We start from the raw sequence: 14,439 nt of genomic DNA, 5'->3' as shown, positions 1-14,439 counted from the left end.
ATCGAGCGGGCCCGTTCAGGCGGCGCTGACGGCTTCGCAGTCGGCAGTGAGGAATTGCCGCTCAAATGCTTCCGCCGGCATCGGACGGCCGAAGAAATAGCCCTGGCCTTCTTCGCATCCCATGCTCACCAGGAAATCGGCCGTAGCGCGGTTCTCGATGCCCTCGGCCACGACCGTCAGTCCGAGCTGCTTGCTGAGGCCGACGGTCGACCCGACGATCGCGGCATCATCGGAGTTCGCGAGCAGACCGAGCACGAACGACCGGTCGATCTTGAGCCCATCGAGCGGAAACTTCTTCAAATAGCTCAGGCTCGCATAGCCAGTGCCGAAATCGTCGAACAGGACGCGGACGCCGAGCTGCTGGATGCGTTTGAACATGTCGAGCACGCGGGCTTCGTCGTGAAGCAGGATGTCTTCGGTAACCTCGAGTTCGAGCAGCGACGGCGTGAGCCCCGTCGCTTCGAGCATTTCCGCAACCGAATGCGCGAGGTCGCCGGAGTGGATCTGCGAGGGAGACAAATTGATCGCGACCCGCACTCTGTCGCCGGACAATTCCCAGGCGCGTGCCTGCCGGCAGGCGGTCTCCATCACCCAGTTTCCGATCCGCTCGGATAGGGCTGAGCTGTTGACCACCGGCATGAACTCTCCCGGCGAAACGTAGCCGCGCACGGGATGCCGCCAGCGGATGAGAGCTTCGGCCCCGACCAGGCTCGCGTCGATCAGGCGAACCTGGGGCTGGTAGAACAGCTCGAACTCGCCGCGATCCGCGGCAAGCGCTAGTTCACTCTCCAGCGTCAGCCGGTTCTCCAGCTCCTGCCGGATCGCGCTCTCGAAGACCACATAACCGCCGCGCCGCGTCAGCTTTGCCTTGGTCAGCGCAAGATGGCCATTGCTCAGGAGATCGTCGGCGCTGTGTCCGCCTTCCGGATGGACGGCGACGCCGATGCTGATTCTGACGCGGTGCTGCCGCGTGCCGGTCGCAAGCGGCGCTTCGAACGCGCGCGCGATGCGCGCGGCGAACTCTGCGATTGGCGGGTCGCCATCGGCGCCTTTGCGCGCAATGGCGAATTCGTCTCCGCTAAGCCGGGCAACGACAGCGCCGTCGCGCGCCTCGGCTTTCAGGCGACCAGCGACCGCCTGAAGCACGAGATCTCCGGCCGAATGACCCAGCATGTCGTTGATGCTCTGGAAGCCGTCGAGCCCGATCACGAGCAGCGCGACCTCGCAAGGGCGCTGCGCCGCATCCGCGATCATGCCGACCAGTCCTGCATGCAGCGTGTTGCGGTTGGCAAGACCGGTCAGCGCGTCGTACTCGGCGAGATATCTGACGCGTTCGGCCTCGCGCTTGCGGACCGAGATATCGCGCAGGATCGCTCCGTACTGGAAGCCGTCCGTTCCCTGCCAGCCCGAGAAGCTTGCCTCGACCGGGAAAGTTTCACCGTTCTTCCGCCGCCCTTCGAATTCAACGACGACCGCTCCGCCGGGGACCAGGAGTGCCTGGCGCGCGGCGTCGCGCATGGACGGCCTCGCGTCACCGTCCACCGACACGGCGCACAGCGTTTCGAACGGACGGCCGATGATCTCGGCGGGCATATAGCCGAAGATCGCACTAGCGCCGGGATTCCACACGGTGATCAGCTGATCTTCGTCGGTGCAGACGAGGCCATCGCCGAGCGACATCGCAATACGATGAAAGCGGCTTTCGGCGATGCGCCCCAACAGACCGCGGAAGTCGATTTCGTCGAGTGCGATCGCCGTCAGATAAGCCACAATCGCGATGTGGAACAGTGATGTGTCGATGATGAAGGGCCATCTTGCCTGCACGAGGACCGCAACCAGCTCGAAGGCTGCCCCGGCCGAGATCAGGATCGCGACGCGAATTCCCGGTCCGAAGCGGCGCCACGAAAACACCATCAGCAGGCAGATCACAGCGAGACCCAGGATCATGCCGGTATCGGAGGTCCAGCGCAGCATCCGGCTCTGGAGGATCGATTCCGCTGCCAGCGCCTGGAGGATGGGTCCGGAGATGATGCGGCCATTTGGAACGCTGAAGCGGTCGCCCAGTTCGAGCGCCGTCGCACCAATGATGACCTTCTTGTCTCTGAGCTTGTCGAGAGTTGCCGTGTTGCCGCGGAGCACGTCGACATACGAGACACTCGGAACGGAGCCCGCCCGAATGCTGAAATCGATCAGGAAAGGAGGCCGCCGATTGGCGTCCTGTCCGGCCAGCACGACGGCCATTGACGGCATCAGGGCATCACCGAGCTTCTCGCCGAATGGATAGCGGCGAACCAGCCCGTCGGATTCGATCGCGACATTGACCAGCGCCGGCCACGACTGATTGCTGAACGGCTTCAGGGGGCGATTGATGTGAGCTGCGCCGCCATTCGGCGTCGGCTGCTTGAAGGACGGCAGGATGGTCGAGCCGCCGGCCTCACGCAGCGCGTTGACGAAAGCCTCGTCGGAGGCCGGATCGGATGGCGAGCTGAAATCGACGTCGAAAGCGACGTCCCGCGCCCCCGCGGCCTCGAGCTTGCGCAACAATTCGCCGTGCAGCCGGCGCGGCCAAGGCCATACGCCGATCTGGTCGATCGAGGGCGCATCGATGGCCACCACGACGACGTTGCCGCTCGCGGGGCGCGATTGCCATGTGAACCGCAGGTCGGTCAGCGCGTTGCGAAGCGCACCATGCCACCCCGTGGACAGCACGATCGCCAGTGCGGTCACGACTAGAATATGCGGACGATAGCGCTTCACTCCGATCCTCCCGCGCACCCGCTTCTGCGGGTACGCCCCCTCATCCCCTGGAAATCGCCTCAGTGCTTGTTGTGGCCAAAGGCATTGCCGTGGCCATTGCTGCCGTTGCCGCCGCCATTGCCATTGCCGTTACCGTTGTTGCCCCTGCCGTTGCCGGTGGCGCCGTTGTTGCCATTACCATTGCCGTTGCCGGAATTCCCATTGCCGGAATTGCCGTTACCGGAGTTGCCGTTGCCGGAGTTGCCGTTGCCACCAGCGTTTCCGTTGGCGGCCGCTGCGGCGATCGCGGCGCCGGGATTTGACGAACTGCTGCTGCCAGCCGTCACGCCGCTGCTCGTCGTGACCGCAGTCTGGACGGTGCTGTTGGACGCTGTCGTGCTCGCTTTCGAGTCGCTCCAGACCGTCTCGGTGCTGGCGTGCGCGTTGCGCACCTGTCCGGGGGCACCGCCTCCGTGGGCTAGCCCGTGCGTGACCTTGTGGACGTTCAGCTTGACCTCGCCGAGCGAGTTCGAGATGCGCACGACGCCAGGCTTTGCAGCATCAGACTTGGCAGCACCGCCCTTGGACGCGTGAGCTCCGGCCCCCTGTTGCGATGGCTTGAGCGCGCCGGCCGCCTTGGTGCCCTTGTCGATCGGACCGAGCGCATGGATCGCACGGCCGTTCGCGGCATTGCGCGGGGCCGACAGGCCCGATTTCGGCACGGGGACGCGCTCGATGCTCGAGGCGCGCGGCTTGCCGTGCTCGATCGGATTGAACGTTCCAGAGCCGCTCAGAGAGAGGCCGGGCTTGCCATGCTCGAAGACGGTGGCGGCCTGCCCCGGCAGGACCTGGGCGATCTGTCCGGTCTTGAAGTCGGAGACCTCGACCTGGCCGCGGAGCACGCCGACCTTGGTGCTGCCCGCATTCACGGTGACGCTGAACTGGGTGCCCTTGACCACGGCGGCGAGATAGGGCGTCTCGACCTCGAAATGCTTGACGTTGCGCTTCTCGACCTCGAGCAGGATCGAACCTGCCTGCTGGATGATGGTGGTCGAAAGGCCCTCCTTGCTCTCGGTCGGCAAGCCGACCACCGAGTTGGGAGAGATCAGGATCGTTTCCTCGCCACGGACGAGCAGCACGCGCCCGTTACGCCCGGTGCGAATGGTGTCGCCGGGCTTGAGTACCTCCTGCTGGCTCAAGGACACCTGCTGCGCGCCGGTGGTGGCGACCCAGACCTCGCCAGTGGCTTTGCCGACCGACCAGACGCCATCGTCCGCGGCGGATGCGCCGGAAGCCGTTCCCAGGATCAGCGCAGCCGCGAAGGCGCACCGCATTCCAATATTGTTCAGCATGACGATCCTCAGTCCGCGTTACAGCCGGCCTTGAGGGGTATCCGAAATCACTCAACATGAGATTAGCGGGAAGCGACCAGCGGAGTGGTCGCGTTAACGGTTCATTGACCATAAAAAACTATGAAAAATCATGTGGCTAACGAACCCTTACCGCTTCTCGGGCACATCTCCGTCAAACTACGGGGACCGGCGCGTTACGCGCGTCGGGAAGCGGCATCTCATTACCACAATGGTGCTGTTGGCGCCTTTTTTCGCCGGAATTTCCCAGGCTTTCGCACAACAGGCGAACCAGCCGGGCTTCGATCCGCGCCAACCAGAGAAATATTTTGAAAACCAAACCGAGCGGGAATCGCTGAGGCGTCCTCTAGTCAGACTACCGACAATCGGCCAGCCCAACACCGGCGGCGATACCAAGCCTCAATTCGTGCTGCGCGGCGTCGATGTCAGCGGAGCCCGGGCCGTTTCCCCCGATCGCATCGCCGCGGTCTACCAGCCCTATGTCGGCAAGAAGGTTTCGCAGGCCGATCTCGCCGCGATCGCCGGCGCGATCAGCGATCTCTACCGTGCCGATGGTTTTCACTTGAGCCGTGCGATCGTGCCGCCGCAGGATATTGCGGACGGCCTGCTCCGGATCCAGGTGATCGAAGGCGCCATCGTGCAGGCGGAGCTGAAAGGCGACGGCGCCGAGCAGTTCGGCGTGAGACCGATGCTTGGGCCGGTTCTGGCGGAGCAACCGTCGCGTCTGGCAACGCTGGAACGCCAGCTCTTTCTCATCAACGGCAGACCTGGCGTCCGGATCACCGATACCGCACTGGAGGAGATCGGCGGTGCAACCGGCCGCTTCCGCCTCATCGTCTATTTGAAGACCTGGCACGTCTTCTCCTCATTCGGTCTGGACAATCTGGGCTCATCATCAGTCGGTCCGTGGCAGACCTACGCGACCGGCGCGTTCAACTCCTATCTCACGCCCGGCGACACGCTGGCGGTCAACCTGTCGACCATCGCCAACGACCCCCGCCAGCTTGGCTTCGCACGGCTGTCCTACGATGCACCCGTCGGCGTCGACGGCGTGCGTCTCGGCGGGTCGGTCCTGTACAGCGCGGTCAGACCGGGCGATGCCCGCCGCCTCAACAGCGACATCACCACGACCGAGGCGTTCGAGCTGCGTGCCGGCATCGTCCCATTGCAGTCGCAATCCTCCTCGCTGATCCTGACCGCGGCGACGACCTTCAGCAACGTGTCCGAGCATGACCTTTACGGCCCCTGGTACAACGACCACATTAGGACCGCGAGCCTGACCGCCGAGTACCGGCTCCAGGATCATTTCGGCGGCACCAATTTCGCGACGCTGACCTACCGCCAGGGGCTCGACATCTTCGGTGCCTCGCATTTCGATGACGACCTGTTGTCGCGCGATGGCGCGTCATCGAACTTCTCCGTGCTGAACCTCTGGTTCACGCGCTACCAGACGCTCAACGACGTCTGGTCGCTCAAGCTCTCCGCTGCGAGCCAGACGGCGTCACGGCCGCTGTTCACCTCGCAGCAATTCTATCTCGGCGGCGTTGCCTTCGGGCGCGGCTATGGCGCAGCCGAGATCAGCGGTGACAACGGTCTTGCCGGCTCGCTCGAACTGCGCTTCGACCAGAAGCTCAATTTCCGCTACTGGACCGGCTATCAGCTCTATGCCTTCGGCGACGCCGGCGCCGTCTGGAACGACGGTTACCGCCTGAGCGACGGCCTGTCGCTGACCTCGGCCGGAGCTGGCGTGCGGTTCTTCCTGCCGGACGATTTCCAGGCCGATCTCGGCGTGGCTGTCCCCCTGAGCTACCGGGCGCCAGACAACGAGCGCCGCAGCCCGCGCTTCCTGTTTACCCTGTCAAGCGCGCTGCGGCTCTGCTCCGAACGCGGCAAGGGCGGCTGTCTGTAAGCCCCTTGTCCTTCGCGCTATGGCCCCCGGCATGCGGCCCTTTTCGAGGCGTGGCTCACAAGCTTGCCTAAATTTAATCCCGTAACCTGCTCACGATCGCTCGATCCGGGAGTTCCGAATGGCCATGTTCAGTCAAAAGTGATTGAGACGGAACCATGAAAAAGGTGTTTGCAGTTCTGGCGTTTCTCTGCGTCCTCGGCGTCGGCCAGTACTTCGTGGTCAGCCGGTTCGCGATCCGCCATGAGGATTTGACCCTGTTCGACGCCGCGCGCCAGCGGCCGATTGCGGTCGAAATCGCTGTGCGGCGTGATTACGAGACCAAGGCCAATCTCGGCCTCTGGAAGCTCCCGCTCGCCATCATCAGCAACGGCAATACCGTCAAGGCCACCGAATATTCCTTCCTCGCCAACGTGCTCGCCGCACGCGGTTATCTTGTCGCCAGTATCCAGCAGGATCTGCCGAGCGATCCGCCGCTGATGACCAAGGCCGGCCAGCCATATGTCGGCCGGCGCGAGGTCTATATCCGCTGCGAGGCCAACATCCTCTTCACCTTGGGCGAGTTGAAGCGGCGGCAGGAGAACGCCGACTACGACCACATCACGCTCGTCGGGCATTCCAACGGCGGCGACGTTTCGATGTATGTCGCCCATCAGCACCCGGAGTTGGTGTCGAAAGTGATCACGCTCGACAATCTGCGGGTGCCTTTCGTGCTTAGCGACAACATGAAGATCCTGTCGTTCCGCTCGAAGGATCCGCATTTCGTAACCGATCCCGGCGTGCTGCCGACGCCGGAAGAGGCCAAGGCGCGCGGAATCGACATTATCCACACTGGCGCACAGCATACCGAGATGAGCGATCGCGGTCCCGACGCTGTCAAAGAAAAGATCCAGGCGACACTCGACCGCTTCCTGCGCGACAGCGCCAGCAGCGCGCTCGCCCCGGCCGATACACGAAGCCCGATGATCATGAACCCCGGCGACTATTAGTCCGGCCCCTTTGCGGCAGATCAAGGCTGCCGCGACCCGACCACGATAGAAAGGGTCTCGCCATCTCGGAGAGGCACGTGTCGCACTCGATCGAAAGCCTTGATACGAAAAGACTCGATAGGACAAGCTTTGGCCTGCCCGTGGCAAGGACGCCGAGATTCGCCCGGCATCTCTATCGTTCGGCTCGCAAGCTGCTGCGGTCGATCATCGCCCGCATCGACCTCTCGCAGTTTCCGGGTTCGTGTTGCGGATGAGGACGGCGTCGCAAGCCAACAACACACAGGGTTGCTCTATGCACCGGCATTTGAGACGAATTTGCCTGCTGGTTGCAATGGCCTCGAGCATGGGCACGTTGTCCGCTCTCGCCGCCGATGCAGATCACGGCGCCGATCTTGCGAGGCGCTGGTGCGCCAGCTGCCATGTCGTGGCGAACGGCCAGACCCAGGCGAGCGCCGACGTCCCCTCTTTCGCGTCCGTTGCGCGCAGGCCCGACTTCAGTTCGGAAAGGCTCGCCTTTTTCTTGCTAGATCCGCACCCGAAGATGCCGAATTTCCCCTTGAGCCGGACTGAAGCCGGCGACATCGCGGCCTACATCGCATCGCTGCGCTAGCAGAGCGGCCGATCGGTCAAGACACCTGCGACAATGCAAACCCCCGCCTGAGAACCGACAGGGATCGGCAGAAGGGATGATGGGCGGCGAATAAGGTCCATTCGACGGCCCATCATGGACCGATCCCAGTGCGGATAGTCACGCCGTGCAAGTCCAATCTGTGGACGCGCCGTAAACACACCGAGAATTAGGACTTGCCCTTGCCCGGCTGCATGAGGCTCCCGGTCATCTGGCGCATGTGGTCTCCGGCACTGGTGAACTGGCTGCGCAGGAAATCCGATTGGATTCGCATCGCCTCCTGAAGGTCGGTGGCATGGACGAGCTTGCGGGCATGCTCGAATGCCGACTTCATGTTCTGCTCGGTGAAAGCGAGCGCCTGCTTCGACACGTCCGCCCCCGCGCCCGGAACGGTCGTCATCGATTTGGTGGCGGCTTCGAAAAACATACCGAATGCCTTTTCCGCCTGGTCAATCGTCTTCTCGGCCAGGTCGCGCAGTTCGGCCGGAACTTCGAGCTTCGGTTCGATCATGGTCGCACTCCTCCCGTTTTCTGAACTGAATACCACACTTGCCGGATCGACTGCCAGCGTCCAGCCGGGGGACGTCGCCCGGCGGCCGGCTCTGAGAGGAAACGAACGGCAAGGCGTAAGGCCGGCGCGCAGGCCGGCTCAGGACAGGGGGTGTTCGGGGAGAGTTTCTTCGGTGGCGAGGTCTTCGACGAGCTTGATGACCTCGAAACGCTGCCGGGGCGCGAGCTTCAGAAACGCGCGGAGCAGCCGCAGGCTTTCGACAGTGCCGCTTGCAGGCGCGCCGAGCTTGAGGTGCAGCTCAGCTGCGAAATTGAGGTTCTTCATCTCGCACCTATGACAAGCATCGGACTTCGTGATCCAACATCGAGGTCCCAACTAAGAACCAAACGCCACAACCGGATGCCATAACCAACCGGATGCTATGGCGACGGCGCGCCTTCGGCCGGGGGGGGAAGCCCGGTACGTTCGCACGCCGAGCTTCATGTGCAAGCGCGCACACCTGAACAGGTTGCAACTATGTCAAGAAACAACCCCTCCGGCAAGCCTAACAGTTGGCGCAGCGATGCTTCGTCTGCATCGCACCACGGCAATTCCGGATAACAGGAATATGGCCCGCCGTCACCCACCTGCGTCAAGAAGCGTCATCGATCAGCATACAGCCTCGATCGCCGTCAATCGACGCTGCGTTTCGTCTTGTTTCGGATGTGAATGGACGTTGGTGGACGCGAACCAGTGCTTCTTCAGCGTATACACGTAATTGTTGAGTCCGGCGCCAGCGGTTGTATCGTCGACGAAATAGACGTGGATCTCGCGCCATGGATCGGCAGCCACAGCGCGGCCTTCTGAACCAAGAGACAAACTATGGCATTTGGATTTTCATCCAAACCCGCCCACTCGAGCTCTTGGACTTGCGCAGGCCTCTTCGCACCAGGATTCATCGGGCCGCATTTGTTTCCGGCCGTGAACCGTTTTCGAGGAACAAACGACAAAGCGATGGCGAAACAATCACGCAGATCACGGGCGCCGTGGCCGATGCATTTGATCGATTCGGGCGCCCCAGCACCAAAGGACGACGGCATGCTTTCTCGCTGCGATCTCATCAAGGGCGCCGCAGTCGCGCTTCTCACCTTCTCGATACAAGGCGCATGGGCGCAGGAGACCAGGATGAACCTGTTCAAGATCGTCACCATCAAGGACGAAATTGTCGTCGGATTGTCGATGGAGGAGCTTCAGGCGCTCGGCGGCAACGATGCCAGCGCCGTTGCACATGCTCTGGCACAGAAGGGCGATCTCACCGTCTGGCAATACAACGTGCATCGCGGTCCGAACGGCGAGTTACAGCAAGCGCCTACCGCCAGAATAGGGCTTTTGGCCAACGCCTCGCTGCGCGTGGAGCCCTATACCACGACCTATCAGATCCTGCCGCATCCCTAAGCAGCAGACTGGCGCGCCCGCGACCGCGGTCGCGGGCGCGCCGTTGTCATCGGCGTTGCCCTGCACGTCGTGTCCCCTTTTCCGTCGCAAAGCCATAGATCAGCGCCAGCCGATCCAGGCATTCCCGAAAACGTCGGGCAAAATAGTCGGTCCAGCGCTGCGTACGGACGGCGCGACGCTGGCCGATCTCGTCCATGGTCAGGCCCAGCACCAACACGTCGTGCACTAGCGCGGCGCCGTCGGTGCCGAGTTCGCGCTCGATCCTGTTCAGCCGCAGCACCGCCTGGCGTTGGCTCTCGGTGACCGGCTCGCGCGTGCGCGCGCCATCGACATGTTCGCGAGTCGGGTCGATTGCCTGAAGGCCTCGCTCGGCTTTCTCCCAATCGTCCTGGAAGGCGCGCCCCCCGCGATACTGCGCCTCGTCGATCTGATGGTGCGCATGCAGCCGGCCGAGCGGATCGCTGCGGATGGATCGCACGGCCATGATCTTCTCGCCGGGGTCGAGCGCCAGCGGATTGTCCACCTCGACTTCCGCCACCTCCGCATTGAACGGTATCTCACGTGAGCGTCGGTCGTAGACATTCGCCAATTTGTAGGATCTGTTGCGTCGGACACGTGCCACTCGGGTACTCCTTGCGAAATTGACGATTGGACGGGCGGTCGTCGGATCAGGCGGCGGAGACCAGCCTCAGCACGACCGGGCCGGCGACGCGCGCGGAGCCAGCTCCGGCGCGGCGCGTCAGGCGCGCATGCGGCGTGCAATAGCTCGAGCCCGGCTCACTTGGATGGCCGCAGAAGGTAATCTCCTCCCCGTCCTTGTCGCCGCCATAGGGATAGCGACAGTCCTCGCCAGCGAGTTCGACCAGCGGGACCAGGCGCGGCTGGACGCCGACGCATCGCAATTTGATCTGCGCGGCAGGCTTCATCGCGGATTTCGGAGGCAGGTTCAGTAACGCGGGACGGTGCGGGAGGATAAGACAGGCTCCAGACGGCAGCACCGGCACGATCGACGGGCTCGTCGTCCGCACCTGCACGATCAGTCCGAGCCGCTTGGCGCGGCCGACCACCGCATTGCGCGTGTAAGCCGTTCCAAACCTTGCATTAATCTGTCTTCCGATCTCCGTATAAGACATTCCCTTGAGAAGATAGTCGCGAAGCGCGTCGGAGTGCTCCGACGGCCAATGGCCCGGTTCCATGCTGCTGTCCTGTGATGCGCCTCCTCCGATCGCACGATCGCGAGGCGGGCCTACATTCCGGTATTCCGAAGTCGAAGTCAAGCGATAATTCTGATATTCATAATTGCATCAATTCCGAATTTCGGATTACAAGAGGCGGAACGATGGACAGTCGAGGGAATCACCATGTTGGACGCTGCGATGATCGAACGGGGCCTGGAAAAGACGGGCAAGAGCAAGGGCGGCCTGGCGGCTGCCATGGGCGTACGCCCCGGCGCAGTTTCGGAGATCCTAGGCGGCGAACGCCTGGTGAAGGCTTCGGAAATCATTCCGATCATGGAATATCTCGAGCTCAATCTCGCGCCGATCATGGGCCGGGTCGGGGCCGGTGCCGTGATCGAGCCGGATTATGAGCAGGTTCCCCCCGAAGGCCTTGGCGACATCGCGCTGCCCTTTCCGATCATGGAGGAGACCATCGCATTCGAGATCGTGGGCGATTCGATGCTGCCCAAATACGAGAGCGGCGACGTAATCGTAGTCTACAAGGACCAGCGCCATCCGCTGTCGAGCTTCTACGGCGAGGAGGCCGTGGTCCGGCTCAAGACCGGCGAGCGCTATCTGAAGACCATCGAGCGGGGCAAATCCCCCTCCGTCGTCAATCTCAGCAGCTTCAATGCCAAGCAGATCGTCGGCGTGAAACTGGAGTGGGTCGGCGAGATCTGCCTGTCGATGCCCAAGGGGCAGCTGGAGCGGCTGCGCGCCAAGTCGGCGCGCCCTCGCAAGAGGAGCAAGTAGGCTGCAATTTCCGTTTTTACGAAATTCACCTTGACTTGATTCCGTTTTTCGGAAATACTCTGCCGTGCCCGACCGTGGGCACGGCAGGATCGTTTCATGCAGTATTTCGTCGTGATGATCGACTATGGGCGCCGCGGCCGCGAGGCGGTCGTCGACCCTGAAATCACCAGGCGCGAGGTCATTTCCCGCGTCGCCTCAGGTGAATATCGGAATATCTCGTTCATCCAGGAAATCGTGGAGAATTCGGTCGAAGACGTGACCGAGGCGATCCTCGCCGAGGCGGCCCTCCCGGAGATCCGCCCCGAAGAAGTCGACCTACAGGCTCTCCGCCTCGATCACGCCCGCGATCTGCGTAAGCACGAGCGGACGTGACGCAGGCCCAAGCGGCAGCCCGGTCGGAGATCACACCGTGAGGACGGTCGATCCCGTGGTCTTGCGCGCGGCGAGATCGGCATGCGCCATGGCGGCGTCCTTCAGTGGATAGGTCTGGTGCACCTCGATCTTGACCGCGCCGGACTTGACGACGTCGAACAGCTCGCCTGCCATCGCGACCAGGCTCTCACGCTTGGCGGCGTAGGTGAACAGCGTCGGCCGGGTGACGTAGAGCGAGCCCTTCTGCGCTAGCAGACCAAGGTTGAGCGGCTCGACGGCGCCGGAGGACGCACCGAACAGCGCGGCGACGCCCAGCGGCGCGAGGCAGTCGAGCGACTTCAGAAACGTGTCCTTGCCGACGGAGTCATAAACCACCGGCACCTTCTTGCCGCCTGTGATCTCGTCCACGCGCTTCACGAAATCCTCGCGGCTATAGATGATGACATGGTCGCAGCCATGCGCCTTTGCGAGCTTGGCCTTCTCGTCGTTGCTGACCGTGCCGATCACGGTCGCGCCGAGATGCTTGGCCCACTGGCAGAGAATCAGGCCGACGCCACCGGCGGCCGCATGCAGCAGGATGGTGTCGCCGGCCTTCACGCGATAGGTCTGCCGGATCAGATATTGCGTGGTGAGCCCCTTCAGCATCATCGCCGCCGCGGTCTTGTCGTCGACACCGTCCGGCAGCTTCAGCAGTCGGTCCGCCGGGATCAGCCGCGCCTCGGAATAGGCGCCCAGCGGCGAGGCGCCGTAGGCGACGCGATCGCCCGGCTTCAGATCGGTGACACCGGGCCCGACCTCCTCGACGACGCCAGCAGCCTCGCTACCAAGCCCGCTCGGCAGTTGCGCCGGGTAAAGGCCCGAACGGTTGTAGATGTCGACGAAGTTGAGACCGACGGCGGTATGGCGGATTCGTGCCTCGCCCGGTCCGGGCTTGCCGACACTGACCTCCTCCCAGACCAGCACGTCCGGACCACCAGTCCTGTGAAAGCGAATGGCATGCGTCATGGGCGTTGCTCCCTTATCGTTGAGGTAAAGCCGAATACCGGCTCGGGCTTTCGAAATAGGTATTTGGTCCGCCCGTCACAGTACAGAGACGTAACAAGAATGTCACAGCGAACGACAAACCTCCGCCGTTCCGCCTCTGTTCGAAAGAGTTGATCTCGGCCTTGCGCCGGCCGGCAGTAGCCTTCGCGCGGGTTTGGAGGTCGTCTGCGAAGGAGAGCCGAGATGCCAGCTTATGTACAGCATCATCAGGATATCGAAATCGCGCCTGTGATTTGCCCTGCATGCATGGGGTTCCTTCCAATGTATGTGCGCGAGGTCGAACCGCATTGGAGTCTTGCCAAGATCGACTTCGTCTACGAATGCGCCGATTGCGGCGCCGAGGTCAGACAGACGATCCGCAAGCCGGAGTTGCTGCGGCACTGATCGCGCGGCCGGTAGCCGCCCGACTATTTGCGTTGAGCGGAAAAAACGCCCATTCGCGCGGGTCTGGCCTCTCCCAAACGAGGCTTGTTCTTTGCCATGAACGCAGGCAGAACAAGCCTCAATCAAGACCTTTGGGAGCGCCTTTTCGTGGCTGAACAGAAGCCCTCGACAGCGATCGAGGCAGTGGAGAGCGGCCTCGCCGCGCAAGGCTACATCGCGAGCCGGCAGATCGCGACCGCCGTCTATTTGTCGCAACAGATCGAGAAGCCGATCCTGGTCGAAGGACCCGCGGGCGTCGGCAAGACCGAGCTTGCCAAGGCGATCGCGGCCTGGCGCGGCCTGAAGATGATCCGCCTGCAATGCTACGAAGGCCTCGACGAGGCCAAGGCGCTCTATGAATGGAAATACGCCAAGCAGCTTCTCTACACGCAGATCCTCAAGGACAAGCTTGGCGAAGTCCTCGGCGGCGCGCAGACTTTGCACGCTGCACTTAATCAGCTCCACGATTTCGGTGACGTGTTCTTCTCCAAGGAGTTCGTCGAGCCGCGCCCGCTGCTGCAAGCGCTGGAGCAGCCGGGCGGCTGCGTGCTCCTGATCGACGAGATCGACAAGTCGGATGCGGAGTTCGAATCGCTGCTGCTGGAAATTCTCTCCGACTTCCAGGTCACGATCCCCGAACTCGGCACCGTCTCCGCGATCACGCCGCCAACGGTGATCCTCACCTCCAACAGCGAGCGCGATCTCGGCGACGCCCTGAAGCGGCGCTGCCTGCATCTGCACATCGGCTTCCCCGAGCAACGGCTCGAGGAGCGCATCGTCGAGAGCCGCGTCCCCGGTATTTCGCAGACGCTGCGGCGGCAGATGGTCGGCTTCATCCACGAAATCCGCTCGCTGGACCTGAAGAAGCTGCCTTCGGTCAGCGAGACCATCGACTGGGCCCGCGTGCTGGTGCTCTTGCAGGCCTCGGAGCTCGACACCGAGATCGTCAAGGACACGCTCAACGTGCTCCTGAAATACGAGGCCGACATCGAGGCGGCTCAGCCTCAGATTACGACCTTCATTGCCAAGGCAGCACGATCCAACGTCTTCGGTTGA

Annotated in this window: 16 protein-coding genes; 8 read left to right on the top strand and 8 right to left on the bottom strand. The window is 62.8% G+C overall.

Annotated features, from left to right (window positions below; translation table 11 throughout):
• Nucleotides 1–15: 15 nt before the first annotated feature.
• Entirely contained in the window at nucleotides 16–2,757 is a 2,742-nt protein-coding gene (locus AC0L2F_RS19365) for an EAL domain-containing protein (RefSeq protein WP_473249465.1), read from the bottom strand.
• A gap of 59 nt (nucleotides 2,758–2,816) precedes the next feature.
• Nucleotides 2,817–4,088: a FecR family protein gene (locus AC0L2F_RS19360; RefSeq protein ID WP_473249464.1), complete on the bottom strand. Its 1,272-nt coding sequence runs from the start codon at nucleotides 4,086–4,088 to the stop codon at nucleotides 2,817–2,819.
• 130 nt (nucleotides 4,089–4,218) lie between these two features.
• On the opposite strand from AC0L2F_RS19360, the gene AC0L2F_RS19355 reads away from it, so the two are divergent.
• From AC0L2F_RS19355 to AC0L2F_RS19345, 3 genes are all read left to right on the top strand, one after another.
• Complete coding sequence (locus AC0L2F_RS19355) at nucleotides 4,219–6,015, top strand: ShlB/FhaC/HecB family hemolysin secretion/activation protein (protein WP_473249463.1); 1,797 nt, start codon at nucleotides 4,219–4,221, stop codon at nucleotides 6,013–6,015.
• Nucleotides 6,016–6,170: 155 nt separating this feature from the next.
• Nucleotides 6,171–7,001, top strand: coding sequence for an alpha/beta fold hydrolase (locus AC0L2F_RS19350; RefSeq protein ID WP_007612796.1), 831 nt, complete (start codon nucleotides 6,171–6,173; stop codon nucleotides 6,999–7,001).
• 292 nt (nucleotides 7,002–7,293) lie between these two features.
• Entirely contained in the window at nucleotides 7,294–7,611 is a 318-nt protein-coding gene (locus AC0L2F_RS19345; RefSeq protein ID WP_007612797.1) for a c-type cytochrome, read from the top strand.
• A 187-nt stretch (nucleotides 7,612–7,798) separates the two neighbouring features.
• Here the strand turns inward: AC0L2F_RS19345 and AC0L2F_RS19340 are convergent, their stop codons facing one another.
• From AC0L2F_RS19340 to AC0L2F_RS19330, 3 genes are all read right to left on the bottom strand, one after another.
• Nucleotides 7,799–8,140, bottom strand: a complete 342-nt coding sequence (locus tag AC0L2F_RS19340; protein WP_007601491.1) for a phasin — start codon at nucleotides 8,138–8,140, stop codon at nucleotides 7,799–7,801.
• Between the two features lie 138 nt (nucleotides 8,141–8,278).
• Nucleotides 8,279–8,464 (bottom strand): hypothetical protein, encoded by a 186-nt coding sequence (locus AC0L2F_RS19335; protein WP_007612798.1) that lies wholly within the window; start codon nucleotides 8,462–8,464, stop codon nucleotides 8,279–8,281.
• A gap of 324 nt (nucleotides 8,465–8,788) precedes the next feature.
• A complete protein-coding gene (locus AC0L2F_RS19330; RefSeq protein ID WP_473249462.1) occupies nucleotides 8,789–8,971 on the bottom strand; it encodes a hypothetical protein in 183 nt (60 codons plus the stop codon).
• Nucleotides 8,972–9,217: 246 nt separating this feature from the next.
• Between AC0L2F_RS19330 and AC0L2F_RS19325 the strand changes: the two genes are divergently transcribed.
• Nucleotides 9,218–9,574, top strand: a complete 357-nt coding sequence (locus tag AC0L2F_RS19325; protein WP_473249460.1) for a hypothetical protein — start codon at nucleotides 9,218–9,220, stop codon at nucleotides 9,572–9,574.
• A gap of 46 nt (nucleotides 9,575–9,620) precedes the next feature.
• On the opposite strand, the gene AC0L2F_RS19320 is transcribed toward AC0L2F_RS19325, so the two are convergent.
• Together AC0L2F_RS19320 and AC0L2F_RS19315 are read right to left on the bottom strand one after the other, a co-directional pair.
• On the bottom strand, nucleotides 9,621–10,196 hold the full coding sequence (locus tag AC0L2F_RS19320) for a hypothetical protein (RefSeq protein WP_473249458.1): 576 nt from the start codon (nucleotides 10,194–10,196) through the stop codon (nucleotides 9,621–9,623).
• A 46-nt stretch (nucleotides 10,197–10,242) separates the two neighbouring features.
• Nucleotides 10,243–10,770, bottom strand: a complete 528-nt coding sequence (locus AC0L2F_RS19315; RefSeq protein ID WP_007612808.1) for a GcrA family cell cycle regulator — start codon at nucleotides 10,768–10,770, stop codon at nucleotides 10,243–10,245.
• A 165-nt stretch (nucleotides 10,771–10,935) separates the two neighbouring features.
• Here AC0L2F_RS19315 and AC0L2F_RS19310 point away from each other — a divergent pair, with 165 nt between their 5' ends.
• A complete protein-coding gene (locus AC0L2F_RS19310; RefSeq protein WP_007612810.1) occupies nucleotides 10,936–11,544 on the top strand; it encodes a S24 family peptidase in 609 nt (202 codons plus the stop codon).
• 96 nt (nucleotides 11,545–11,640) lie between these two features.
• Nucleotides 11,641–11,916: a hypothetical protein gene (locus AC0L2F_RS19305; RefSeq protein WP_063995497.1), complete on the top strand. Its 276-nt coding sequence runs from the start codon at nucleotides 11,641–11,643 to the stop codon at nucleotides 11,914–11,916.
• Nucleotides 11,917–11,946: 30 nt separating this feature from the next.
• Here the strand turns inward: AC0L2F_RS19305 and AC0L2F_RS19300 are convergent, their stop codons facing one another.
• A complete protein-coding gene (locus tag AC0L2F_RS19300; protein WP_473249456.1) occupies nucleotides 11,947–12,921 on the bottom strand; it encodes a quinone oxidoreductase family protein in 975 nt (324 codons plus the stop codon).
• Nucleotides 12,922–13,143: 222 nt separating this feature from the next.
• Here AC0L2F_RS19300 and AC0L2F_RS19295 point away from each other — a divergent pair, with 222 nt between their 5' ends.
• Complete coding sequence (locus AC0L2F_RS19295) at nucleotides 13,144–13,344, top strand: hypothetical protein (RefSeq protein ID WP_007612817.1); 201 nt, start codon at nucleotides 13,144–13,146, stop codon at nucleotides 13,342–13,344.
• Nucleotides 13,345–13,491: 147 nt separating this feature from the next.
• Nucleotides 13,492–14,439, top strand: coding sequence for an AAA family ATPase (locus AC0L2F_RS19290; protein WP_007612819.1), 948 nt, complete (start codon nucleotides 13,492–13,494; stop codon nucleotides 14,437–14,439).

Source organism: Bradyrhizobium sp. Ken64 (assembly GCF_055807555.1).
Note: the sequence above shows the minus strand (reverse complement) of the source record. Positions and strands in the feature narration are given on the sequence as shown.

Coding starts and splice junctions, on each gene's coding strand:
- AC0L2F_RS19305 (WP_063995497.1), top strand. CDS start 11,641: ATGCAGTATTTCGTCGTGATGATCGACTATGGGCGCCGCGGCCGCGAG.
- AC0L2F_RS19345 (WP_007612797.1), top strand. CDS start 7,294: ATGCACCGGCATTTGAGACGAATTTGCCTGCTGGTTGCAATGGCCTCG.
- AC0L2F_RS19295 (WP_007612817.1), top strand. CDS start 13,144: ATGCCAGCTTATGTACAGCATCATCAGGATATCGAAATCGCGCCTGTG.
- AC0L2F_RS19355 (WP_473249463.1), top strand. CDS start 4,219: ATGTGGCTAACGAACCCTTACCGCTTCTCGGGCACATCTCCGTCAAAC.
- AC0L2F_RS19325 (WP_473249460.1), top strand. CDS start 9,218: ATGCTTTCTCGCTGCGATCTCATCAAGGGCGCCGCAGTCGCGCTTCTC.
- AC0L2F_RS19360 (WP_473249464.1), bottom strand. CDS start 4,088: ATGCTGAACAATATTGGAATGCGGTGCGCCTTCGCGGCTGCGCTGATC.
- AC0L2F_RS19310 (WP_007612810.1), top strand. CDS start 10,936: ATGTTGGACGCTGCGATGATCGAACGGGGCCTGGAAAAGACGGGCAAG.
- AC0L2F_RS19340 (WP_007601491.1), bottom strand. CDS start 8,140: ATGATCGAACCGAAGCTCGAAGTTCCGGCCGAACTGCGCGACCTGGCC.
- AC0L2F_RS19315 (WP_007612808.1), bottom strand. CDS start 10,770: ATGGAACCGGGCCATTGGCCGTCGGAGCACTCCGACGCGCTTCGCGAC.
- AC0L2F_RS19350 (WP_007612796.1), top strand. CDS start 6,171: ATGAAAAAGGTGTTTGCAGTTCTGGCGTTTCTCTGCGTCCTCGGCGTC.
- AC0L2F_RS19335 (WP_007612798.1), bottom strand. CDS start 8,464: ATGAAGAACCTCAATTTCGCAGCTGAGCTGCACCTCAAGCTCGGCGCG.
- AC0L2F_RS19300 (WP_473249456.1), bottom strand. CDS start 12,921: ATGACGCATGCCATTCGCTTTCACAGGACTGGTGGTCCGGACGTGCTG.